The following is a 25,348-nucleotide window of genomic DNA, read 5'->3' as shown; positions in this document are numbered from 1 at the left end:
TGCTTCTTGTTTATTCGTTTGTGCAATCTTTGCATTTCAAAGTATTGTTTTAACCGTTATTTTTGTTTCTTGTATGCAAACCGTTATTCTTGTTTGTTCTTTTATCATACGCCCTTTTTTCCTTCGTTCCCCAAAGATAGGGATGGATTGGAAAAACGGAGTTTTCAATTTGGATTTTTGTATTTCTATCTGTATCATTCTGATTTGTAGGCTTTTTGTTTCTCGGCATACTATGGCTTTTAAATGTACTGAGAATCGTCCGGGCTTATGTTTCGAAATGATTTGTTTCGGCTTATGCAACATGATGCTTTACGTTCTTGCGGAAAGTGGAAGTCTTGTTTTAATATCGAATTATTACTTCTTTTGCTCTGTTGTATTTATAAAGTATGGGTTCGATGCCTTATCAAGTTATGTTAGTGCCCTTCTGTTGGCAGGCTCTTCCCATAAAAAGTTTTTTTGAGTTTTACCCTCATACTCTCATAAATCGTCTGAACCCCTTTATCCATCGTAGTTTCAGCTATGGGAGCAGGACTTTATATCTCCCTGATAGTAACTTTTACTCTCATACTGAATTTTTTACTTTTAATATATAATATATTTATAATCAGTATAATATGTATTTTCTTGTGATAAGTCAACATCTTCCATGTCGACTGCTTTTTGTGCTTTATTTGCTTCGTATAGCCTATAATTTTATGTTTGTCTCGGTTTCAAGTAGCTGTTTTTATCCTTTTTCTCCTATATATCATACGTTAACTCCTTATGTATTATATGTCGGTTCCTTATATATTATGTGTCAGCCTTTGTATATTGTATGTCAGCCCTTGTATATTGTATGTCAATCCTTAAGTATTCTTCTGTTTTCCCTGTAAGCATTCGGCCTTTTGCGTATTTCTCTCCAAGCTATAATAAAGTCAAAAGCCAGACATACTTCGTCTGGCTTTTGACTTTACTAAATTATCTTGTTTATCCTTTCCAATTAAATGGCAGTAAATCGGAGTAGTCGTTTTTCTCTTCTCTTTCTTTCTCCTGTACCCTGATCAACACGTCCTGCATCCATAGTTTTGGGTTCACCTTATTTTCCCTGCAACATCCCATCAGTGAAAAGAATATTGCCGCTGCATGTGCCGCCTCATGTGAACCGGAGAAAAGAGTGTTTTTTCTGTTCAAAGTCAATGGTCTTATAGAACGCTCCACCGGATTATTGTCAATGCAGAATTGTGCATCGTTGACATATCCGGACAGTTGTTCAAATCGTGTGTACATATAGAATATGGCCTTGGCAATAGGCGATTTCTCAACCGTATGTTCATATTCCTCCTTGCACCATTTTTCCAGTCCTTTGATAATAGGGTACGATTCTTCCCGGCGAAGCTTTACTACAGCCCCGCCTTCCAGATGTTCTATGCTGATTTTCTCCTCCACAGCATACAGTCTGCCTATTTGTTCAAGTGCATGCCTTGCTCTGGGAGGGTCATTTCCTTCCGCTTCCACAAACTTGCGCCTGACGTGTGCCCAGCAGCACAGGTGCAACTTTCCGGGTAGCGTGTCGAACTCGTCATATACTGCAAAACCGTCACTCTGTACCACCCGGACCTGTCCTGCCAGCAGTGTGTCTATTCCACTGCTGCCACGTCCCTTGTGATATTCAAAGAAGGGGGTATGGAACCGGGGCAGATAGAAGTTCCACATATACCCGCGGTGAAGGGCACCGGGACGGTCGCTTTCAAGTACGGGATGGGGCGTCTCATCGGCCATGACGTAATAACTGTCCTTGACCAGTTCACGAAGCTCATTATAGACCGGCTCCAGACGCTGTGCGGCGGCCATCATCCAGTTACTTACGGTGGAAGGACTCAGATGGATGCCTTCACGCTCAAAAATGTCCAGCTGTCTGTGCAGAGGCAGATGATCGTAATATTTGGCGGTAGCAATGTGGGACAGTATACTTTCCGACGCATTGCTGTGAGGGTGTGCCATTACGGGCATGGGAGCAGTCATGATACGACCGTCGGCAAGTCGGTATTTAGGGCGGATGATGCGTCTCACATAGAATCGCGCAGGGCTGACGGCATATTGTTCGCTCACTTCCTCCCCCAGCTTTGTCGCTCCCTCCAGGGAAAGACCTTCCGGCATGGGAATGATGATTTCCTCACGGGGAAGGGACGGGTCGATGGGCTTACGGGCGTGGGGAGTAATCTTTTGGGTGAAGCTCTTACGGAAACGGTTGTAACCATTCTCCGATTTGACAGATTTCTCAGCTATTTTCTGTTCTTCCGCTACCGGGTCATTGACATCGGACGGGGATTCGAAACAGATGCTCAATTGGCTGGCATCTTCGGGAAGATGACGTTTTTCACTGGATTTACCCCATAAACGGCGTGTCAAGTCAGCCAATTTCCATCTCAAGTCAGCTATGACGGCTGTACAGGCTGAGATTTCCCCGGCCTGGCGGGAATACTCCTGCAAAGAGGCTTCGTATTTTCTCTGAAGTTCCGCATGCTCCTTTTCAAGACGTTCACGTTCCTTGCGCAACTCTTCGTACTCTTCCAAAGTAAGGGTAATGACTGGTTCTTTCACTGTATATCCACTTTTTTATTATGTGGCAAAGTTATCAAAATAAAGCTGTACGGCTTATAGGACGGGAGATTACTTTTCAACTGTTTTCCGATACTTTTTAACAGTAAGCAGCTCATTCAGGCGATTCCAGGAAATTTGAAGAAAATCCCTCTTCCGTTCGTCCTTTTTCAAGAGGAAAGAACCGTGGTTCAGACGACGGCATTCCAGACGGTATTCATCGTCGCACCGATAAAGGATATGCAACCTGCTACGGGAACGGTCAAGAAAAATATGGCAGCTCTGCTCTGACACGTAAGAACCCGTGTGCCGGATGACCTCACCACAAAGACCGTCAATTCCTTTATGGAAATTACAACCTTGGGGATAAAGGTAATAAGACCAGAAAGGACTGCTACGGAAAAGACCAAGACCTAAAGGGAGAAGTAGGTCCTGAGGGGAATGGATACCAAGACTGGAAGCCGATACTTTATAACGACGACCACCATCAAATATGAAAAGAACAGAATCAAAATGATTAGACTCAGACAAGAGACTACGCAGCTTTTCACTTTCATTAGAAAATACTAAGACTGAACACATAATGGAGTAAGATAATTATGAAGTCACAAAGGTAGGAAGGAAAACAAGGGAAACAAACACGCACAAGGCCGAATACTTACTTTTCCCTTAATCATGTGAAAGGGCTCACAACTGTGAGCTTATATGTTCACAGTTGTAGACGTATTTATTTACAACTGTTAGCTTATTTGTTCACATCAGTGAGCCCTTGACAATGACTAAGGGAAGATATATAGATGCCTAAGGAAAGATGTCCGGATATTAGTGGGATGACCTCTTGATGTCTGCTTTGTGTGTTGTAAAGTACCGCTTGATACTATGTAATTAAGCGGTACATGACTTCATGTTTACCTTGAAATATGTTGCTGTTTAATGATTCTTTCGTTTCAGAAGTGTTACTTTTCTTATGAGAAATGCTTGATAAACGTATGAGAAATGCCCTGTTTTTAAGGTAAAATGGTGAAAAAAGTATGAGAAATACCGTATTTGATTTTATTTCTCATAGTGTTATCTGATTGATTAATATGTAATTATCCTGTAATTATGAGAATATGAGAAATGATTTTGCGAAATCATTTCTAGGAACCCCTAAGTTCAATTTATAAATGCGACAGCTGAGTGAGAATATAGTGTAGAAAAATATTTTTAGAGAGAAGCGGATGAAAAAACTCTTCATCTTGCTTCTCCCTTGGAATAAAGGTTGAGTTTAACTTATAAATGCGTTGCCTTTAAGCTGAAAAGGTTAATTGGGTGTATTTGAAAGTAGTTTGTGTATAACCAAAATAATTTTATGTCTCATGCTCATTTCTTTGTCAATATTGTTTGCTTGCTAAATATAAATTGCTACTTTTGTCGTAGTTTACTTTCTAGCGAAGAAAGTAAGTTTTTGATAGTTTTATTGAGAACGGTTATTTGTTACATTCATATATGAAAATCGGCTAATTTTTATTCGCGAATTGTAATAAGTGACGGGTCTCGCGCATCTTTTGTATATATAACCTTGTTATATACCCAATTGAGCGTGGGACTATCACTTATGTTCGCGAGGGGTCCTAGCCGATACCTATATATGACATGAGTAGATAGTTTCCACGTTCATTTTTTTATATATAAACCCTCGCACCATCGGGAACTGATGCGGCAACAAAACAAAAAGGCGATGGACATTGATTTTAAAGAAAACATCATCCGCTTGATGCAGCATCCCATCATGAGTAAACCCATTCATGAACTGACCAGTTCTGAACAGAGCCAGGCGTGTGAAATCCTTGAAAACCTGTATGAGTGCTCAATGGATGAAAACTGTACCCAGATAGACTATATCCAAATGTCCCGTCTGCGTTATGCCCTTGGTGAGCTGGCCTATGTTATGTGCAGTAATCCTGAACGTATAATTAGATATTTGCTTTTCTCTCTCCATTCCTTGGAGAAAGGTGGCATTGACTTGAGTCTAAACAAATGGGCAGAGCTGGTTAATTTGCGTCAATCTGCGGAGTAATGAAGTCAATCTTTGGAGCGATGAATACTTTGATTAGATTTGAATGAATTCAATAAAAACAATAAATTCAATAAATCCAATAATTTGAATAACTCTGAGTTGAATTGCGTAAATCGGATAAAATCATCCGTATGCGCCCGGATTCATAATTTTGTCGTACGTATGACATAATGATGAATCAGTTTTCGTAATCCTACCAGTGTATATGACGGAGGTCGCGAACCGGCAGACAGCTTGTGAAAGTAGTTTGTTTGGTTTGTCTCCTAGAGAGGATACCCAACTTTTCCCTTACGGGTATCCTCTTGTTTTTTATCCTAGCCTTTCTTGTCTGCAATAAATCTCCTTTGATTATAATAAGCCTTCTTAGTCTATTTTGTCTATAATAACTCTCCTTTGTCTACAATAATCTTTCTTTGTTTATGATAAATTCCTCTGGTATCTTTCTTTGTTTTTCTGTTTTCTAGTAGTCTTTTACTTCCCGCCATCTTTTTTCTCCTGCAATTTCCGTTCTTTTTTTTCTCCCCGGTCTTTATCTCTTCGCGCGCATTACGCGCACGTGTGAATATAATAAGGTGTACTTCCGTGTCCGTTCCCGCGCACACTCCGCCTTATATTAAAAAATATGTTCTACAACATCGTTATCAATCAGCCAGTTAGCATAAACATGCAAAAATAATTAGAAAAAAGCGTTGAATATATTTGGAGTATATCCCAAAACGGACTACTTTTGCACCCGCTTTCCAAGAGAAGAAAGCCTTGATAAAATGACTTAGTGATAAAGCGAAAGACAGCTTAAAAATAAGAACAAAAAACTTCCGATAAAGTTTGGAAGATATAACTTAAAGTTCTTATCTTTGCAGTCCGATTCGCAAAGAAAACGGTTTTAGCTTTTCTTTTATAATTATTCTTTCCCTTTCGCAAGAGAGCCTGAGAAACGAGTTAAAAAGAAAAACAAAAAAAACTTCCGAAAAAGTTTGGTAGTTAAAATTAAACCTCTTACCTTTGCACCCGCTTTTAAAACGAAAGCAACAAGTTCTTTGAAATATTGATAAACAATACAAGTAGTACAAGTTAAAAAATAGAACCGTCAATACTTGTTTCAAAAGTAGCAATACAAATGAAACACAGGCAATTGAAAAGAGTCAATAAATTTTGTACGGCATCCTGAACAGAGCAAAAACCTGCCTAACGGCAGATTAACAATACTTTTACAATGAAGAGTTTGATCCTGGCTCAGGATGAACGCTAGCTACAGGCTTAACACATGCAAGTCGAGGGGCAGCATTTTTCTAGCAATAGAAAAGATGGCGACCGGCGCACGGGTGAGTAACACGTATCCAACCTGCCTCATACTCGGGGATAGCCTTTCGAAAGAAAGATTAATACCCGATAGTATAGTTTCACCGCATGATGAGACTATTAAAGAATTTCGGTATGAGATGGGGATGCGTTCCATTAGATAGTTGGTGAGGTAACGGCTCACCAAGTCTTCGATGGATAGGGGTTCTGAGAGGAAGGTCCCCCACATTGGAACTGAGACACGGTCCAAACTCCTACGGGAGGCAGCAGTGAGGAATATTGGTCAATGGGCGATAGCCTGAACCAGCCAAGTAGCGTGAAGGATGAAGGCTCTATGGGTCGTAAACTTCTTTTATATGGGAATAAAGTTGAGTATGTATACTTTTTTGTATGTACCATATGAATAAGGATCGGCTAACTCCGTGCCAGCAGCCGCGGTAATACGGAGGATCCGAGCGTTATCCGGATTTATTGGGTTTAAAGGGAGCGTAGGTGGATTGTTAAGTCAGTTGTGAAAGTTTGCGGCTCAACCGTAAAATTGCAGTTGAAACTGGCAGTCTTGAGTACAGTAGAGGTGGGCGGAATTCGTGGTGTAGCGGTGAAATGCTTAGATATCACGAAGAACTCCGATTGCGAAGGCAGCTCACTAGACTGCAACTGACACTGAGGCTCGAAAGTGTGGGTATCAAACAGGATTAGATACCCTGGTAGTCCACACAGTAAACGATGAATACTCGCTGTTTGCGATATACAGCAAGCGGCCAAGCGAAAGCATTAAGTATTCCACCTGGGGAGTACGCCGGCAACGGTGAAACTCAAAGGAATTGACGGGGGCCCGCACAAGCGGAGGAACATGTGGTTTAATTCGATGATACGCGAGGAACCTTACCCGGGCTTAAATTGCACCTGAATATATTGGAAACATTATAGCCGCAAGGCAGGTGTGAAGGTGCTGCATGGTTGTCGTCAGCTCGTGCCGTGAGGTGTCGGCTTAAGTGCCATAACGAGCGCAACCCTTATCTTTAGTTACTAACAGGTCATGCTGAGGACTCTAGAGAGACTGCCGTCGTAAGATGTGAGGAAGGTGGGGATGACGTCAAATCAGCACGGCCCTTACGTCCGGGGCTACACACGTGTTACAATGGGGGGTACAGAAGGCAGCTACCTGGCGACAGGATGCTAATCCCAAAAACCTCTCTCAGTTCGGATCGAAGTCTGCAACCCGACTTCGTGAAGCTGGATTCGCTAGTAATCGCGCATCAGCCATGGCGCGGTGAATACGTTCCCGGGCCTTGTACACACCGCCCGTCAAGCCATGAAAGCCGGGGGTACCTGAAGTACGTAACCGCAAGGAGCGTCCTAGGGTAAAACTGGTAATTGGGGCTAAGTCGTAACAAGGTAGCCGTACCGGAAGGTGCGGCTGGAACACCTCCTTTCTGGAGCGATGTCGTTACAAATGACTTTCAGGTTCTGTTTTTATTGTACTACTGGTACTTGTTTATTTATAAAATATAGATCAACCATCTATAGATAATATAGATAGAGATAAACAAGAGAAAAACGAAGCCGAGTCTAACTAAGGTAGACAAGGTTGAACTAGTCCTATAGCTCAGTTGGTTAGAGCGCTACACTGATAATGTAGAGGTCGGCAGTTCAACTCTGCCTGGGACTACCAAGCTCAAGAATGAAGGAAAGCGAAAGCAAAAAGAAAAGCGAAAGCAAAAACAGAATTCTTGAATAACCTCTTGGGGGATTAGCTCAGCTGGCTAGAGCATCTGCCTTGCACGCAGAGGGTCAACGGTTCGAATCCGTTATTCTCCACTCTTTCTAGGAAACGGACACATAAGAACCGGAAACGGACAGGAAAAACGATCTTTGACATGATGATAACAAAAAAGTAAAATTTTAGTAAAGAGCTAAAAGTATATATCGAACCGTACGTAAGTTGCGTGTTTGTAGAATATCAGAGGTGGGATTCACTCTCAACTCTCCATTCTCAACTCTCAACTTGTAAACGTTTGAAAGAAAGTAAGCAAGGGCGCATGGCGGATGCCTTGGCTCTCGGAGGCGATGAAGGACGTGATAAGCTGCGATAAGCTTCGGGTAGGTGCAAATAACCTTTAATCCGAAGATTTCCGAATGGGACAACCCGGCATTCTGAAGGAATGTCATCCATCCTGGATGGAAGCTAACACAGGGAACTGAAACATCTTAGTACCTGTAGGAAAAGAAAATAATAATGATTCCCCTAGTAGTGGCGAGCGAACGGGGATTAGCCCAAACCATAGATGTTACGGCATTTATGGGGTTGTAGGACCACGATATCGCATGAAATTTAGTGAATAGAACGTTCTGGAAAGAACGGCCATAGACGGTGATAGCCCTGTATATGAAGCTAAACTAAGCGTAGTGGTATCCTGAGTAGCGCGGGACACGAGAAATCTTGCGTGAATCTGCCGGGACCATCCGGTAAGGCTAAATACTCCCGAGAGACCGATAGCGAACCAGTACTGTGAAGGAAAGGTGAAAAGAACTTCGAATAGAAGAGTGAAATAGTCCCTGAAACCATGCGCCTACAAGCGGTCGGAGCTTCGTAAGAAGTGACGGCGTGCCTTTTGCATAATGAACCTACGAGTTACTTTTTCCGGCAAGGTTAAGAATCTTGAGATTTGCAGCCGAAGCGAAAGCGAGTCTGAACAGGGCGATTAGTCGGAAGGAGTAGACGCGAAACCAAGTGATCTACCCTTGGGCAGGTTGAAGGTTAGGTAACACTAACTGGAGGACCGAACCGATAAGCGTTGAAAAGCTTCCGGATGACCTGAGGGTGGGGGTGAAAGGCTAATCAAACTTGGAGATAGCTCGTACTCCCCGAAATGCATTTAGGTGCAGCCTTGTGAGTTACTAATGTGAGGTAGAGCGACTGATAAGATGCGAGGGCTTCACCGCCTATCAAGTCTTGATAAACTCCGAATGCGCATTAGTTCTATCACAGGAGTGAGGGCATGGGTGCTAAGGTCCATGTCCGAAAGGAGAAGAATCCAGACCATCAGCTAAGGTCCCCAAATAATTGCTAAGTTGAACTAACGAAGTCAGATTGCTAAGACAGCTAGGATGTTGGCTTGGAAGCAGCCATTCATTTAAAGAGTGCGTAACAGCTCACTAGTCGAGGAGTTTGGCGTGGATAATAATCGGGCATCAAGCAATTTACCGAAGCTATGGGATCAGTAATGATCGGTAGGGGAGCATTCCACTCTGCGTCGAAGGTGAAGCGTGAGCTTTGCTGGAGCGTGTGGAAAAGCAAATGTAGGTATAAGTAACGATAAAGGGGGTGAGAAACCCCCTCGCCGAAAGACTAAGGTTTCCTGATCAACGCTAATCGGATCAGGGTTAGTCGGGTCCTAAGGCTCAGCCGAACGGTGAGGCCGATGGCAGAACAGGTTAATATTCCTGTACTACCTTAATGAGTGACGTGGAGACGGAGCAGTGATAGCGCCGCGGACTGACGGAATAGTCCGTTGAAGGGTGTAGACGTTGATTGTGGCAGGCAAATCCACCGCAAGAGTCGAACCTGATAGTATGGAGCGTTCTTCGGAACAATCCAATAGTGCGTGTAAGCATACTCCCAAGAAAATCCGCTAAACTTAATCATTAAGGTACCCGTACCGTAAACGGACACACGTAGTCGGGTTGAATATACTAAGGCGCTTGAGTGATTCACGGTTAAGGAACTAGGCAAATTGACCCTGTAACTTCGGGATAAAGGGTCCCTACGGCAACGTAGGGCGCAGAGAATAGGTCCAGGCAACTGTTTAACAAAAACACAGGGCTGTGCAAAATTGAAAGATTCGGTATACAGCCTGACACCTGCCCGGTGCTGGAAGGTTAAGAGGAGATGTCATCGCAAGAGAAGCATTGAATTGAAGCCCCAGTAAACGGCGGCCGTAACTATAACGGTCCTAAGGTAGCGAAATTCCTTGTCGGGTAAGTTCCGACCTGCACGAATGGTGTAATGATCTGGACACTGTCTCAACCGTGAGCTCAGTGAAATTGTAGTATCGGTGAAGATGCCGATTACCCGCGATGGGACGAAAAGACCCCGTGAACCTTTACTATAGCTTAACATTGAATTTGGGTAATTGATGTGTAGGATAGGCCGGAGACTTTGAAGCAGGTACGCCAGTATTTGTGGAGTCGCTGTTGAAATACGGCCCTTTGATTATTTGAGTTCTAACCCGTAGATGCGGGGACACTGTTTGGTGGGTAGTTTGACTGGGGTGGTCGCCTCCAAAAGTGTAACGGAGGCTTCTAAAGGTGCCCTCAGGACGATTGGTAACCGTCCGTAGAGTGTAATGGCATAAGGGCGCTTGACTGGGAGACATACAAGTCGATCAGGTAGGAAACTAGAGCATAGTGATCCGGTGTTTCCGTATGGAAGGGACATCGCTCAAAGGATAAAAGGTACTCCGGGGATAACAGGCTGATCCCTCCCAAGAGCTCATATCGACGGAGGGGTTTGGCACCTCGATGTCGGCTCGTCACATCCTGGGGCTGGAGAAGGTCCCAAGGGTTGGGCTGTTCGCCCATTAAAGTGGCACGCGAGCTGGGTTCAGAACGTCGTGAGACAGTTCGGTCTCTATCTATCGTGGGCGTATGAAATTTGCGTGGCTCTGACACTAGTACGAGAGGACCGTGTTGGACTGACCGCTGGTTTACCAGTTGTGCCGCCAGGTGCATCGCTGGGTATCTAAGTCGGGATTGGATAAGTGCTGAAAGCATCTAAGTACGAAGCCAGCCACAAGATTAGATTTCTTAGGGTCGTCAAAGACGATGACGTTGATAGGATGCAGGTGTAAAGGTGGTAACATCATAGCCGAGCATTACTAATTGCCCGTTCACTTTCTTTCGGACTTGTACGGGGCGCGATATATACGTTTAGCTATTGCTAATTTTACTTTTTCATCATGTCATAACCTTATTTAGGTGGTTATAGCACGAGGGTTCCACCTCTTCCCATTCCGAACAGAGAAGTTAAGCCTCGTCACGCCGATGGTACTGCGTAACAGTGGGAGAGTAGGTAGCCGCCATTTTTGAAGAAGCCCCTTGATTCATTAACGAATCAAGGGGCTTTCTGTATTTATACACTTCATGGTTCGCTAGATATACTTCGTATTTTCCTCTATATACTTTGTATTAGCACTGTTATGAATATATTTTTTAGACGCGGATGACACGGATTACGCGGATTATTTTATTGCGCAGCCTATTAAAATCCGTGTAATCCGCGTCATCCGCGTCAAAAGATATACCACAATAATTTATTCATTTCTGTACCGTATAACTTCTATATAACTTTTCAAAATAGCATAACCCTTCCAAAATGGTAGGGTATTTCTTTCCTTCTTATAACTATCTCTTCTTTTTATTATATTGTAAATCAATTCTTTACATCTATTTCCCATTTTCTGGCACACCTTTGGCATTATATCCGGCAAATAATTAGAATTATTAATCCATTTAAAAAGGTAAAAACATGGGAATAACATTATCATTTATTTTCTGCCTGTTGAGCGGCTTCGCTTGCTTTTGGCTATTTTGGAAATGTATAGATTGGTTTGAGAATATTTAAAAGAAAAGGAGAATTGACTTATGTACACAACACTATTTGTATTAGGCATTGTAATCTTCGGTTATTTGATGTATGTGCTCATCAAACCCGAAAAGTTTTAAGTTATACACAGTTTAAGGTAAAAGTATGAATACAGAAATTTTAGGTGTAGTTGCGCAGATTGCCTTGATGGTAATCCTTGCTTATCCACTGGGAAAATATATAGCCAAAGTCTACAAAGGAGAAAAGACTTGGTCGGATTTTATGGCTCCTATTGAAAGGGTGATTTACAAAGTATGTGGAATCAACCCTAATGAAGAAATGAACTGGAAGCAGTTCTTGAAAGCCCTGTTAATATTAAATGCTTTTTGGTTCTTTTGGGGGATGGTATTATTGGTTTCGCAAGGATGGTTACCTCTCAACCCGGATGGCAACGGACCACAGTCGCCGGACCAGGCATTCAATACATGTATCAGCTTTATGGTCAACTGTAACTTGCAGCATTATAGCGGTGAAAGCGGATTGACTTATTTTACACAATTGTTCGTTATCATGCTCTTCCAGTTTATTACTGCTGCAACAGGTATGGCGGCCATGGCAGGAATAATGAAGAGTATCGCCGCAAAGACGACAAAAACAATCGGTAACTTCTGGCAGTTCCTCGTAGTAAGTTGTACACGTATCTTGTTGCCGCTTTCTTTGATTGTAGGTTTTATCTTGATTCTTCAGGGAATGCCGATGGGATTTGACGGAAAGATGCAAGTAACCACTCTTGAAGGGCAGGAACAAATGATTTCTCAGGGACCTACGGCTGCAATTGTTCCTATTAAACAATTGGGTACGAACGGCGGCGGCTACTTCGGTGTAAACTCATCTCATCCGTTGGAAAATCCGACTTATCTTACGAATATGGTAGAGTGTTGGTCGATTCTCATTATTCCGATGGCGATGGTACTTGCGCTGGGCTTCTATACACGAAGAAGAAAATTGGGATATACTATTTTCGGAGTGATGCTTTTTGCCTATTTGGCAGGTGTCTGTATTAATGTGAATCAGGAGATGGGCGGCAATCCTCGTATTGATGCAATGGGAATCAGTCAGGATAATGGTGCGATGGAAGGAAAAGAAGTGCGGTTGGGAGCCGGAGCAACGGCTTTGTGGAGTGTGACTACTACTGTAACTTCCAATGGTTCAGTGAATGGTATGCATGATTCTACCATGCCGCTGTCAGGAATGGTTGAAATGCTGAATATGCAGATTAATACCTGGTTTGGCGGTGTCGGTGTAGGATGGATGAATTATTATACCTTTATCATTATAGCCGTCTTTATCAGTGGGCTGATGGTAGGGCGTACACCGGAATTTCTCGGAAAGAAAGTGGAAGCCCGCGAAATGAAAATCGCTACGATTGTCGCTTTGCTCCATCCGTTTGTAATATTGGTATTTACCGCTTTATCGTCTTATCTCTATACGCATCATCCCGATTTTGTACAAAGTGAGGGTGGTTGGCTGAACAACTTAGGTTTTCATGGATTGAGCGAGCAGCTTTATGAATATACTTCTTGTGCCGCTAATAACGGTTCGGGCTTTGAAGGCTTGGGAGACAATACGTATTTCTGGAATTATACTTGTGGTATTGTGTTGATTCTAAGTCGCTTTATACCTATCATCGGACAGGTTGCCATTGCCGGTTTGCTGGCTCAAAAGAAATTTATACCGGAAAGTGCCGGAACGTTGAAGACAGATACAGTGACTTTTGGAGTGATGACTTTTGCAGTTATCTTCATTATTGCCGCCCTGTCGTTCTTCCCGGTACACGCATTGAGTACGATTGCTGAACATTTAAGTTTGTAATTCTGAATTAGAGAAGATATGAAAAATAATAAATCAGCTTCTTTGTTTCCAAAGGAGCAAGTTATAGAAAGTCTGAAACAATCGTTCGTGAAACTGAATCCGCGAATGATGATAAAGAATCCGATTATGTTTACGGTAGAACTGGCTACGGCGGTGATGCTGTTCGTTACGCTCTACTCTATCGTAAATCCCTCGCAGGGGGCATTCGGTTATAACATTGCTGTATTTTTTATCCTGTTCATCACTTTGTTGTTTGCCAATTTTGCTGAAGCCATCGCCGAAGCGCGTGGTAAGGCACAAGCCGACAGCTTACGCAAGACTCGTGAAGAGACTCCGGCGAAGAAGGTGGAAGGAAGTAAAATCAGTATCGTAAGTTCTTCACAACTGAAGAAAGGCGATGTGTTTGTTTGCGAAGCCGGAGACGTAATCCCTTCGGATGGTGAAATCATCGAGGGGTTGGCTTCTATCGACGAGAGTGCCATCACCGGCGAATCCGCTCCGGTGATTCGTGAAGCAGGGGGAGACAAGAGTTCTGTTACGGGGGGTACGAAAGTGCTGTCCGACCATATAAAAGTAATGGTGACTACGCAGCCGGGAGAAAGTTTTCTGGATAAGATGATTGCATTGGTGGAAGGTGCATCCCGTCAGAAAACACCGAATGAGATAGCATTGACTATTCTGTTGGCAGGTTTCACACTCGTTTTCGTCATTGTGTGTGTGACGTTGAAGCCGTTTGCCGATTATAGCAATACTGTCATCACCATTGCTTCTTTGATATCTCTGTTTGTGTGTCTGATTCCGACAACTATCGGTGGACTCCTTTCCGCCATCGGTATTGCCGGAATGGATCGCGCACTTCGTGCGAACGTAATCACTAAATCCGGTAAAGCGGTAGAGACTGCTGGGGATATTGACACATTGCTGCTTGATAAAACGGGTACAATCACTATCGGTAACCGTAAAGCAACCCGTTTCCATACGGCTCCGAGTATCGAACTGCATGACTTTGTGGAAACCTGCCTGCTTTCTTCCCTCTCGGACGAAACGCCGGAAGGAAAATCAATCGTAGAACTGGGACGCGAATCGGGCATCCGTATGCGTAGCCTGAATACGGCAGGTGCACACATGATTAAGTTTACGGCGGAAACCAAATGTTCCGGTGTCAATTTGGCCGATGGCACTCAAATCCGTAAAGGTGCTTTCGATGCTATCCGTAAGATGGTGGAGAGTGCCGGAAATAAGTTCCCGAAGGAAGTGGAAGAGGTGATTTCTGCTATTTCAAACAACGGTGGTACTCCGCTGGTGGTGTGTGTAAATCATAAAGTAGTGGGTGTTATCGAATTGCAGGATATTATCAAACCGGGTATTCAGGAACGTTTCGAACGTCTGCGCAAGATGGGAGTGAAGACGGTGATGGTGACCGGTGACAACCCGCTGACTGCCAAATATATTGCAGAAAAAGCCGGAGTCGATGATTTTATCGCCGAAGCGAAGCCGGAAGATAAGATGGAATATATCAAGAAGGAACAGCAGGCGGGCAAACTGGTAGCAATGATGGGCGACGGTACGAATGATGCTCCGGCTTTGGCACAGGCCAATGTAGGAGTAGCTATGAACAGCGGTACGCAAGCTGCCAAGGAAGCTGGTAATATGGTCGATTTGGATAATGACCCGACGAAGCTGATTGAGATTGTGGAAATCGGCAAGCAGTTGTTAATGACGCGCGGCACACTGACTACATTTTCTATCGCCAATGATGTGGCTAAGTATTTCGCCATCGTCCCGGCCTTGTTTATGGTTGCCATTCCCGAATTGGCTGCTCTGAATATCATGCACTTGCACAGTCCTGAAAGTGCGATTCTTTCGGCCGTTATCTTTAACGCGATAATCATTCCGATTCTGATTCCGTTGGCTTTGAAGGGCGTGCAATACAAGCCGATAGGTGCAAGTGCCTTGCTGCGCCGCAATCTGTTGATTTACGGTGTGGGCGGCGTGATTGTTCCTTTTGTCGGAATCAAATTGATTGATTTATTGGTAGGTTTATTCTTTTAATAAAAAAACGATAGCAATGAAAACTTTATTGAAGTCATTAAAAATAACACTTGTTTTCTGTGTCTTTTTCTCTGTGTTCTATATCCTTGTTCTGTGGCTGTTTGCCCAGGTGGCAGGGCCTAATAAGGGAAATGCCGAAGTGGTTACATTGGACGGCAAAGTTGTGGGGGCTGCCAATGTCGGCCAGATGTTTACAAAGGATATTTATTTTTGGGGACGCCCTTCCTGTGCGGGCGACGGATATGATGCTACCAGCTCATCGGGTAGTAATAAGGGGGTGACGAATCCCGAATATCTGTCCGAAGTGGAAGCGCGTATAGATACTTTTCTGGTGCATCATCCTTATCTGAGCCGCCGGGAAGTGCCCGCCGAAATGGTAACGGCTAGTGCTTCCGGACTTGACCCGGATATAACTCCCGAATGTGCTTATGTACAAGTGAAGCGGGTGGCGCAGGCACGCGGGCTGACAGAGCACCAGGTGAAAGAGATTGTTGACAAGAGTGTGGAGAAACCATTTCTAGGTCTTTTTGGAACAGAGAAAGTGAATGTGCTGAAACTGAATATTGCACTTGAAGAAAGACATTGATAAGTGATGAACCATGAGCAGCGTTCCTGACCGAATCGTCCGGGTGCATTTCCGGCGATTCAAATAAAAACAGGGATGGACAGGGCGCTGCTCTTTTCTTAGAAACATAAAATAGAATTAGAAAAAAGAGTATGAAGAATTATTTAAGCAAAAAGTATTTTTCAGGAGCAGCCGTTGTGGCAGCTATATGTATGTTGACGGCAAATACGGCAAAAGCGCAAGAATTTACTGTACAGGGGGATATTGTCAGTTCCTATGTTTGGAGAGGGTATTATCAGGGCGGTGGTGCTGCCTTCCAGCCGACTTTAGGATTCGGTATCGGTAATTTCTATATCGGTGCCTGGGGTTCTACCAATTTCAATGGTGGTAAGAAAGAGCTGGATTTATCCGCTTCCTATACCTTCGGGGAGAATGGTCCCACGCTTTCTTTGACCGATTATTGGTGGAAAGGGGAAGCGGCTCCGTCAGATGAAAGGAATAAATATTTCAACTACAACGCGCACGAAACGAATCACTTCTTTGAAGCCGGATTATCTTATACCTTGCCGATAGAAAGATTCCCGTTATCTGTTGCCTGGTACACCATGTTTGCAGGTGCCGACAAGAGGTATGACGCGGAAGGGGAAGAGAAGAACAATTATTCTTCTTATGTCGAACTGAACTATCCGTTTGTGGTGAAATCCTGCAATCTGAATCTGACCTGTGGATTTTTACCTTATCAGACGAATACAATTTATAATCTTTCTAACAGTGGCTTCGCTGTCACGAACATAGCTTTAAAGGCCATGAAAGATATAAAGATTAACGATAAATTTTCATTACCTGTATTTGTCCAGGGTATTTGGAATCCACGATATGAAGATGTATATCTTGTATTTGGCCTGACTTTAAGGCCTTGAATTAAACTCATGAATTTTTAGTGTGTAGAGAACCCGTGGGAGTCGTGAAGATTGCCACGGGTTAGAATATAAAAAACAGATTAAAAAAATGGATGATAGAGAACAAAGTGTACAACATTTCCTCGATTTGATAAAAAAATCGCACCGGGGGAAGTTCAAGATTTACATCGGAATGATAGCCGGTGTAGGCAAGTCGTATCGTATGCTTCAGGAAGCGCATGAATTGTTGGAGAATGGGGTGGACGTTCAAATCGGCTATGTCGAAACTCATGGACGAGCCGGGACGGAAGCATTGCTGGAAGGATTACCTGTCATCCCACGGCGCAAAATCTTCTACAAGGGAAAGGAACTGGAAGAAATGGATCTGGACACAATCATCCGCGTGCATCCTGAAATCGTGATTGTGGACGAACTGGCACATACGAATGTGGAAGGAAGCCTGAATGAAAAACGGTGGCAGGACGTTATGGCTTTGCTGGACGAGGGTATCAACGTGATTTCGGCAATCAATATCCAGCACATCGAAAGTGTGAACGAAGAGGTGCAGGAGATTACGGGTATCGAGGTGAAAGAACGGGTGCCGGACAGCGTGCTTCAGGAAGCGGACGAAGTAGTGAATATCGACTTGACTGCCGAGGAACTGATTTCCCGCTTGAAAGCGGGAAAGATATATCGCCCGGAAAAGATTCTGATGGCGTTGAATAACTTCTTCCGCACGGAGAATATTCTTCAATTGCGGGAACTGGCGTTGAAGGAAGTGGCGCTACGGGTGGAGAAGAAGGTGGAAAATGAGGTGGTGATGGGAGTTGCCGTCGGTCTGCGGCATGAGAAGTTTATGGCTTGTATCAGCAGCCATGAAAGGACGCCCCGGCGGATTATCAGAAAGGCGGCGAAGTTGGCAACGCGGTATAATACTACTTTTATCGCCTTGTATGTCCAGACACCGAAAGAGAGCATGGACAGGATTGACCTGGCGCGTCAGCGTTATCTGCTGAATCATTTCAAACTGGTGGCAGAGCTTGGTGGGGAAGTGGTTCAGGTGCAGTCGAAGGATATTTTGGGGAGTATCGTCAAGGTTTGCAGGGAGAAGCAAATATCGACGGTCTGTATGGGAACTCCCAATCTGAGCTTGCCGTATGCCATCTGTTCTATACTGGGATACAGAAAGTTTTTAAATAATTTGTCGCAAGCTAATGTAGATTTGATTATACTTGCATAATATTAATCGCATGAACATTATGAATATTAAAACGAAACTGATTCTTGGCATCGGGATGCTGGCGGGAATGATTATTTTGCTGGTAACCCTTTCGGTTATTAATCTTCAAATTCTGACGGCAACGGAACCGGATAGCCCTGCTGCCATGCCCGGACTGGAACGTGCGTTACTATGGATTTCCATTACCGGCGGTATCTGTATCTTAACGGGACTTGCATTGCTCTATTGGCTTCCCCGCACCATCAGCAAACCGATTAAGGAACTGAAAGAGGGAATTCTTGAGATAGCCGATCATAATTATGAGAAGCGTCTGAATATGAGCGGTAATGAAGAGTTCCGTGAGGTAGCCGATAGCTTTAACCGGATGGCGGAACGCTTGGCTGAATACCGTGCCAGCACCTTGTCGGACATTCTTTCCGCGAAGAAATTCATAGAAGCGATTGTGAACAGTATAGACGATCCCGTCATCGGCTTGAATATGGAACGCGAAATTTTGTTTGTTAATGAGGAAGCCCTGAATGTGATGAACTTGAAACGTGAGAATGTAATCCGCAAATCGGCGGAAGAACTTGCCTTGAAGAACGATCTTCTCCGTCGTTTGATTCGCGAACTGGTGACGCCAAGCGAACAGAAAGAGCCTTTGAAGATATATGCGGATAATAAAGAGAGTTATTTTAAAGCGTCTTACGTTCCTATCATCAATACGGAAGCCGGGAAGGACGAACCGCGTAAACTGGGCGATGTCATATTACTGAAAAATATAACGGAGTTCAAGGAACTGGACTCAGCCAAGACTACCTTTATCTCCACCATCTCCCATGAACTGAAAACCCCGATTTCCGCTATCATGATGAGCCTTCAACTGTTGGAAGACAAGCGTGTAGGCGAATTGAACGAGGAACAGGAACAACTCTCAAAGAGCATCAAGGAGAGCAGCGAACGGTTACTTAGCATCACTGGCGAACTGCTGAACATGACTCAGGTGGAAGCCGGCAAACTGCAAATGATGCCGAAAATAACGAAACCGATTGAACTGATAGAATATGCCATCAAAGCCAACCAGGTGCAAGCGGATAAATTCAATATTCAAATCGAAGTGGAATATCCCGAAGAGAAAATAGGAAAGCTCTTCGTAGACAGCGAAAAGATTGCCTGGGTATTGACTAACTTATTAAGCAACGCCATCCGCTACTCCAAAGAAAACGGGCATGTTGTCATCGGAGCCAGACAGGAAGATACTGTCATCGAATTATATGTTCAGGACTTCGGCAAAGGTATCGACCCGCGCTATCACAAAAGCATCTTCGACCGTTATTTCCGTGTCCCCGGAACGAAAGTGCAGGGAAGCGGGCTCGGGCTGTCTATTTCGAGGGATTTTGTGGAAGCCCACGGTGGCACGTTGACGGTGGAAAGCGAACTGGGAAAGGGAAGCCGGTTTGTGATACGGTTGAAGGCGTAAGGTGAAACGCGTCGTTGGTGGTTTTATAAGAATAATAGGATAAAGGCTTTGTCTCCCAGTTCTTTTTTAAGAATCTGCTTGGCTCGCCGTTTATAGGCTTTTATCGCATCTTCCGTTGTGTCCATTGACAAGGCAATCTTGGCAATGGACTCTCCTTCCATGCTTTTGAGCATTACTTCCTTGTAATGTTCGGGCAATAAATCTATCGTTTGGTATAACTGTGAGATAACCTCTTCGTCAAGAATATATTCCTCGCCCGGCTCGACGGATTGCTCGACTTTATATTTCTCGAACTGCTGGTTGGTGCGTATTACGTTCAGGCACTTATTCTGAATACTGGTATATAGGTACGATTTCAAAGAGAGAATAGTATCAAAACTCTGTTTATTGTTCCAGATAGTCAGAAAAGTGTCTTGCACAATATCCTCTGCGAATTCAACTCCTATCATTTTCTCCGCAATACGCAATAAGGGCTTATAATAAGTGATGAAAAGCGCCCGGAATCCTTCAGGGAAGTCTGCCGCTATTTTTGAAATGATTACTTCATCGGGGTTAAGTCTTGCCATCTTTAAGTAAAAACCTTCTGTTATATCATACAGTGTTTATTCTCTTTTTTGCAAAGGTATAAGTATTATCCAACTTTGAACAAAATACATAAAAAATATTTTGATTCTATTCAAAAAAAAAGAAGTTACCGTTTTTTTTTGAAATAATGCGCCACTTTTCTTTCTCTTGTGTGTCTTTATTTATAGAAAGGAGACAAAATAATGAACAATCGTCATATTATTCATATCGCAGCATTAATCAGAAAAAGTATTTCGGGCGAAATTACTTTGGAAGAAAAGAGGCAGTTGGAAGACTGGTTGAATGAGTCTGCACGCCATCGTGAGCTGTTTGATAAATATAATAATCCTGATTTCCTGTCATCAATAGACTTTGGAAAAGATATGGTGGAATCTCAGGAAGCATATTCAAACTTTATGCAGCGCCTGAAACCTGCGAAACCGGTGCGTCGTATCGTCTGGAATAGATATGTTGCCGCAGCCGCATTGATAGCTTTTGTATGCGCGTCTGCCATATTCGTATATATGTATGACGGTGAAAAGCCACATTCTCCTTCGGAACTTGCTGTTGTAGACGTCCGACAAACGGATACCGTTCCGGCGGATTCGACAGACATACTCCTTATAACTGCCAGTGGAGAGAAAATTCCGGTGCAGAGTTCTCAAAAGATGTTGTCCGTGTCATCCGGGACTATAAGAATAGACGAACAGCCTATTGAAGAATATGCACAAATGAAGACCGCTCCTGCCGAAGTAGTATATAATACATTGAAGATATTGCGGGGAAAAAGATTCAAGATGCAGTTGAGTGACGGAACTCTCGTCTGGCTCAATGCAGATTCGGAAATCACCTTCCCAAGCAACTTTGACGAAAAAGAAAGAAAGGTATTGGCGAAAGGCGAACTCTTTTTTGATGTAACCGAAAACAAGTCGCAACCATTCATAGTGGAAACTCCTACCGGAAATATCCGTGTTTTAGGAACTGCTTTCAATATACATTGTTATGAGGATGAGGTGCCTATGACCACGTTGGTTCGCGGAAAGATAGCCTACTCTCTAGGGAAAGAATCAGTTATCCTGGCTCCCGGACAACAATGCAGGGTGGAAGATAATAAATTGTCTGTAAGAGAAGTGGACACCTACGAATATGTATCATGGATAGACGAAGTCCTTGTCTTTAAAGATAAGGAACTTGACGAAATACTGAGTACATTGAGCCGTTTGTATGATGTCGATATTTATTACGAAAATCCGGAACTGAAACGATTGCCGTTCACCGGTTCTTTCAAACAATATGAGCACTTGGATAAAATAATCCGAATGATAGAGGATTGTGGACTCATACGTATAAAACAGGATGGAAAGACGCTGACAATCAGTAAATAAACAGATAAGCAATCTTTTTACCATGCGATAAAACATCGTGTGGCGGGGACTAATATTCACTAAAAATAATACATTATGAAAATTTACTATCGAAACACCAACAAATGCAGGGACAACACCCGGGTTGAAATCTCTATGAAATTTACCAATTTCTTGTGCGATAAACACTATGAACTCACTATCATAAAACTGTAAATGAATATGAGCAATAAAATATCTTATGGTTTGAAATATCTGATAATAACCTTATTATTGTTCTGCAATGCTCCTTGGACAGCGGCGCAGCAACCTGCCCGGAAGGTGACCTTGAATTTGGAGAACGTATCTTTTGAAAATTGCCTGAAGGCAATAGAGAGACAAACACATTATACTTTCCTGTATAGGAAGGACTTGATAAATTTGTCAAAACCGGTCAGTTTCTCATGTAAGGATGAAGCTTTGACTGCCGTACTGGATAGTTTGCTTCCTTCACAAAATATTGCTTACCGGATTCAGGATCTTACTATCGTACTGACTCCCAAACAGGTAAGAAGCAAAAAGACCCCGACTCTTATACAGGGAAATATTGTCGATGAGAATAAAGAGCCGGTAATAGGTGCTTCTATCAAGATAAAAGGAACTACGCAGGGGACTATTACTGATATTGACGGAAACTTCAGCTTTGAAGCCTCTCTGGATGATAAGGTGATAATCTCTTATGTCGGATTGGAAACAATCGAACGGAAGATTGGCACGAAAGTCATGAATATCGTAATGAAGGATGATGCCGTGAGTCTTGGCGACGTGGTAGTCACAGGCTATCAGAAGATAAATCGCAAAATGTTCACCGGTTCTGCTTCAAAGGTCAATGCGGACGAAACTGTATTAAAGGGAAATCCCGATGTGACCAACTCCTTGCAAGGAAAAGTGGCAGGTGTGCAAATCACTAATGTTTCGAGCACTTTCGGTGCAAGCCCCGTACTTACTATCCGTGGAAACTCTTCTATCAACGGAACTAATAAGCCCCTGTGGGTAGTGGACGGCGTGATTCTGGAAGACTTGATGAGCGTAAGTGCTGAAGAACTGACATCCGGTAATCTTTCTACGTTATTGAGCTCGGGCGTGGCAGGTCTGAATCCCGAAGATATTGAAAGTTTCGAAATCCTGAAAGACGTATCCGCCACTTCTCTGTATGGTGCGCAAGCTATGAATGGAGTGATTGTCATCACTACCAAACAGGGCAAGAAAGACCGGTTGACTATCAACTATACCGGTAGTATCGCCTTGAAAGAGAAACCCGATTACCGTAATTTCAACATTATGAACTCCGATGATGAAATGTCAATCTATAAGGAGTTGGAACGTAAGGGTTGGATTGACATTACTACGGTGGCCCGCAGCGAAAACTTCGGTGCTATGGGGAAAATGTTTGATGAAATAACAAGGAAGAATATCAATTGGGGGCCGAATGGTTCTTTGAACGAAGATTTTCTGTCGGCTTATGCCAACAGTAATACAGACTGGTTCAATACCTTGTTTCATAATTCGCTGGTCAATCAGCATTCACTGAGCATATCCGGTGGTGGGGACAAGACTACTTTCTATGCTTCCCTGAGTTACTATACCGACAATGGAATGGCAGTCTCCTCTGATAAGGTGAACCGCTATACCGCTTCATTGCGCGGAACTTTCGCTGTATCTCCCAAACTGAATATAGGCTTGAAATTGTCTGCCAATATCCGTGACCAGAGAGTACCGGGAACGAAAGACCGTAACTTTGACACCTCTACGGGAGAATTCACCCGCGACTTTGACATCAACCCTTTCAACTATGCGCTCAACACCAGTCGTAGTATGCGTGCGTATGATTCAAACGGGAATCTTGAGTTTTTCCGCCGGAGCTTTGCTGATTTTAATATCTTGCATGAACTTCGTCACAATTTTGTTGACCTCACAGTGAAAGATATATCCACACAAATGGATTTGGAATACAAACCTCTGAAAGTACTGACCCTGAAAGGCTCTTTCCAATACCGTTCGGCAAATACATTGAGAGAACATAAAATCCATGAGTTCTCCAACCAGGCCGAGGCTTACAGGGCTGACTACTCACAAGCTATCATTGACAACAATCGTTTCCTGTTCCAAAATCCTTCTTTGCCTACCGCCAATCCGTATAGCATCCTGCCTGAAGGTGGATTCTACAATACCAATGAAGCGGATTTACGACATACTTACTTCAGAGCAACGGCGGACTACTCGCCGAAGTTAGGCTTGGATCATGTCGTGAATTTCTTTGCCGGATTTGAAGTCAATAAGGTGGACAGAAAAATGAGGCTGAACGAAGGCTGGGGATACCTATGGGATAAGGGCGGTGTCGTTGTGACTCATCCCGACCTGACTTATTATCTGAAAGAACAGGGGGAAGTCTATTATGATTATGCTGAAGGACGGGACAGAAGAATCTCTTCATTCATCAATTCCGCTTATTCCTTCAAAGGCAAATATATTGTAAACGCCGGATTCCGCTATGACGGCTCGAACCAGTTGGGTAGTTCGAGAGAAGCCCGCTACCTGCCTTCGTGGAATGTCAGCGCGGCATGGAATATGCACGATGAAGCCTTTATGAAAGGAATTTCGGAAGTGGTGAATACCCTGAAACCTAAAATCTCTTATGGTTATAACGGTATCATGGGGCCTTCTACTAGTGCGGAACTGGCTATTTATGCCAAACAAACGTTACGTCCTTCCGACAATGAAGTGTACAACGTCATAGAAGGCCTTAAAAACAAAGACCTCACTTGGGAGAAAATGTACGAGCTGAACCTTGGTTTCGAGGCCGGACTTTTCAACAATAGGATTATGATGGACTTTGCACACTATCGTCGTAAATCCATCGACTTGATTGATTATGTCAATACAGCCGGAATTGGCGGTCAGTCTATCAAACTCGGAAATATCGGCAACATGAAATCTTACGGTTTTGAATTTGCCATCAATTCAGTTAACATAAGTACGAAAGACTTTGACTGGAAAACGAGCCTGAACATCAACTTCCATAAGAGTAAGATTACCAAATTAAACAATTTCTCAAGAATGTCCACTGCCATTGCAAATACCGGTACGGCTATGTTGGGTTATCCTCAAAGAGGGTTATTCTCCGTTCGCTTTGCGGGGCTCGATGGTGAAGGTATCCCTACTTTCTACGGGGCAAACAATGAAATCGTTTATGATATGAATCTTCAGTCGCGCAACGATGTCGATAAAATACTGAAGTACGAAGGCCCGTTGGAACCTAAAGGTTATGGTGGCCTGACCAACACTTTCCGTTATAAAGACTGGACATTATCCTTCGGATTTGTTTATAAGTACGGTAATGTCATCCGTCTGGACGATGAGTTTTATCCGTTCTACGACGACTTCTCTTCTTTTCCGAAAGAGCTGAAAAACCGCTGGATTATGCCGGGCGACGAGAACCGGACTTCTGTTCCCGCCATTTTGGATAAACGGACTTATGACCGTATCGAAGGAAAATATACGTATCAAATGTATAACAAGAGCACCGAAAGAGTGGCGAAAGGTGATTTTATCCGTCTCAAAGACCTGAGCATCGGTTACCGATTCCCGAAAGAATGGCTCACAGGCACTTGCATACACAATGTGAACCTGTCGTTCCAGGCAACCAACCTGTGGCTTCTATACTCTGACAGCAAGTTGAACGGCATCGACCCCGAATTTTATCTTTCGGGCGGAGTATCTTCACCGGTATCGCGGATGTATACTTTTACAGTAAACTTAACCTTTTAAATAA

At 43.5% G+C, this 25,348-nt stretch carries 13 protein-coding genes, 2 tRNA genes and 3 rRNA genes; 15 read left to right on the top strand and 3 right to left on the bottom strand.

Annotated elements, in window-relative coordinates; translation table 11 throughout:
* Positions 1 to 966 precede the first annotated feature (966 nt).
* Both tnpC and tnpB read right to left on the bottom strand, forming a co-directional pair.
* Positions 967 to 2,580 (bottom strand): IS66 family transposase, encoded by a 1,614-nt coding sequence (gene tnpC / locus BacF7301_RS01265; protein ID WP_167959613.1) that lies wholly within the window; start codon positions 2,578 to 2,580, stop codon positions 967 to 969.
* Between the two features lie 69 nt (positions 2,581 to 2,649).
* Positions 2,650 to 3,159, bottom strand: coding sequence for an IS66 family insertion sequence element accessory protein TnpB (tnpB, locus tag BacF7301_RS01260; protein ID WP_073347688.1), 510 nt, complete (start codon positions 3,157 to 3,159; stop codon positions 2,650 to 2,652).
* A gap of 1,138 nt (positions 3,160 to 4,297) precedes the next feature.
* Between tnpB and BacF7301_RS01255 the strand changes: the two genes are divergently transcribed.
* The 13 genes from BacF7301_RS01255 (at position 4,298) to BacF7301_RS01195 (ending at position 19,609) form a co-directional block, all read left to right on the top strand.
* Positions 4,298 to 4,636, top strand: coding sequence for a hypothetical protein (locus BacF7301_RS01255; RefSeq protein ID WP_167959612.1), 339 nt, complete (start codon positions 4,298 to 4,300; stop codon positions 4,634 to 4,636).
* A 1,210-nt stretch (positions 4,637 to 5,846) separates the two neighbouring features.
* Positions 5,847 to 7,371 (top strand): 16S ribosomal RNA (locus tag BacF7301_RS01250).
* Between the two features lie 162 nt (positions 7,372 to 7,533).
* Positions 7,534 to 7,610 (top strand) — tRNA-Ile (locus tag BacF7301_RS01245).
* Positions 7,611 to 7,682: 72 nt separating this feature from the next.
* Positions 7,683 to 7,756: transfer RNA gene (locus BacF7301_RS01240), tRNA-Ala, on the top strand.
* A 201-nt stretch (positions 7,757 to 7,957) separates the two neighbouring features.
* Positions 7,958 to 10,839, top strand: a 23S ribosomal RNA gene (locus BacF7301_RS01235).
* A gap of 72 nt (positions 10,840 to 10,911) precedes the next feature.
* Positions 10,912 to 11,022 (top strand): 5S ribosomal RNA (rrf, locus tag BacF7301_RS01230).
* The 16S, 23S and 5S rRNA genes sit together here with 2 tRNA genes alongside, the layout of an rRNA operon.
* Before the next feature lie 559 nt (positions 11,023 to 11,581).
* Positions 11,582 to 11,662, top strand: a complete 81-nt coding sequence (locus BacF7301_RS26080; protein ID WP_167967072.1) for a potassium-transporting ATPase subunit F — start codon at positions 11,582 to 11,584, stop codon at positions 11,660 to 11,662.
* Between the two features lie 25 nt (positions 11,663 to 11,687).
* Positions 11,688 to 13,394 (top strand): potassium-transporting ATPase subunit KdpA, encoded by a 1,707-nt coding sequence (gene kdpA / locus BacF7301_RS01220; protein WP_167959611.1) that lies wholly within the window; start codon positions 11,688 to 11,690, stop codon positions 13,392 to 13,394.
* An 18-nt stretch (positions 13,395 to 13,412) separates the two neighbouring features.
* A complete protein-coding gene (gene kdpB, locus BacF7301_RS01215) occupies positions 13,413 to 15,446 on the top strand; it encodes a potassium-transporting ATPase subunit KdpB (protein ID WP_167959610.1) in 2,034 nt (677 codons plus the stop codon).
* Between the two features lie 16 nt (positions 15,447 to 15,462).
* Positions 15,463 to 16,032, top strand: a complete 570-nt coding sequence (locus BacF7301_RS01210) for a K(+)-transporting ATPase subunit C (protein WP_167959609.1) — start codon at positions 15,463 to 15,465, stop codon at positions 16,030 to 16,032.
* Between the two features lie 131 nt (positions 16,033 to 16,163).
* Positions 16,164 to 16,931 carry a hypothetical protein gene (locus BacF7301_RS01205; RefSeq protein WP_167959608.1) on the top strand — a complete coding sequence of 256 codons (768 nt, stop codon included), beginning with the start codon at positions 16,164 to 16,166 and terminating at the stop codon, positions 16,929 to 16,931.
* Positions 16,932 to 17,019: 88 nt separating this feature from the next.
* On the top strand, positions 17,020 to 18,150 hold the full coding sequence (locus tag BacF7301_RS01200; protein ID WP_167959607.1) for a sensor protein KdpD: 1,131 nt from the start codon (positions 17,020 to 17,022) through the stop codon (positions 18,148 to 18,150).
* Positions 18,151 to 18,169: 19 nt separating this feature from the next.
* Entirely contained in the window at positions 18,170 to 19,609 is a 1,440-nt protein-coding gene (locus BacF7301_RS01195; RefSeq protein ID WP_167959606.1) for a sensor histidine kinase, read from the top strand.
* Between the two features lie 23 nt (positions 19,610 to 19,632).
* Here the strand turns inward: BacF7301_RS01195 and BacF7301_RS01190 are convergent, their stop codons facing one another.
* Positions 19,633 to 20,175, bottom strand: coding sequence for an RNA polymerase sigma factor (locus BacF7301_RS01190; protein WP_167959605.1), 543 nt, complete (start codon positions 20,173 to 20,175; stop codon positions 19,633 to 19,635).
* A 201-nt stretch (positions 20,176 to 20,376) separates the two neighbouring features.
* On the opposite strand from BacF7301_RS01190, the gene BacF7301_RS01185 reads away from it, so the two are divergent.
* Entirely contained in the window at positions 20,377 to 21,558 is a 1,182-nt protein-coding gene (locus tag BacF7301_RS01185) for a FecR family protein (protein ID WP_167959604.1), read from the top strand.
* A gap of 201 nt (positions 21,559 to 21,759) precedes the next feature.
* Entirely contained in the window at positions 21,760 to 25,344 is a 3,585-nt protein-coding gene (locus BacF7301_RS01180; protein ID WP_167959603.1) for a SusC/RagA family TonB-linked outer membrane protein, read from the top strand.
* Positions 25,345 to 25,348 lie beyond the last annotated feature (4 nt).

Origin of the sequence: Bacteroides faecium (assembly GCF_012113595.1) — a bacterium.
Taxonomy (GTDB): domain Bacteria; phylum Bacteroidota; class Bacteroidia; order Bacteroidales; family Bacteroidaceae; genus Bacteroides; species Bacteroides faecium.
Note: the sequence above shows the minus strand (reverse complement) of the source record. Positions and strands in the feature narration are given on the sequence as shown.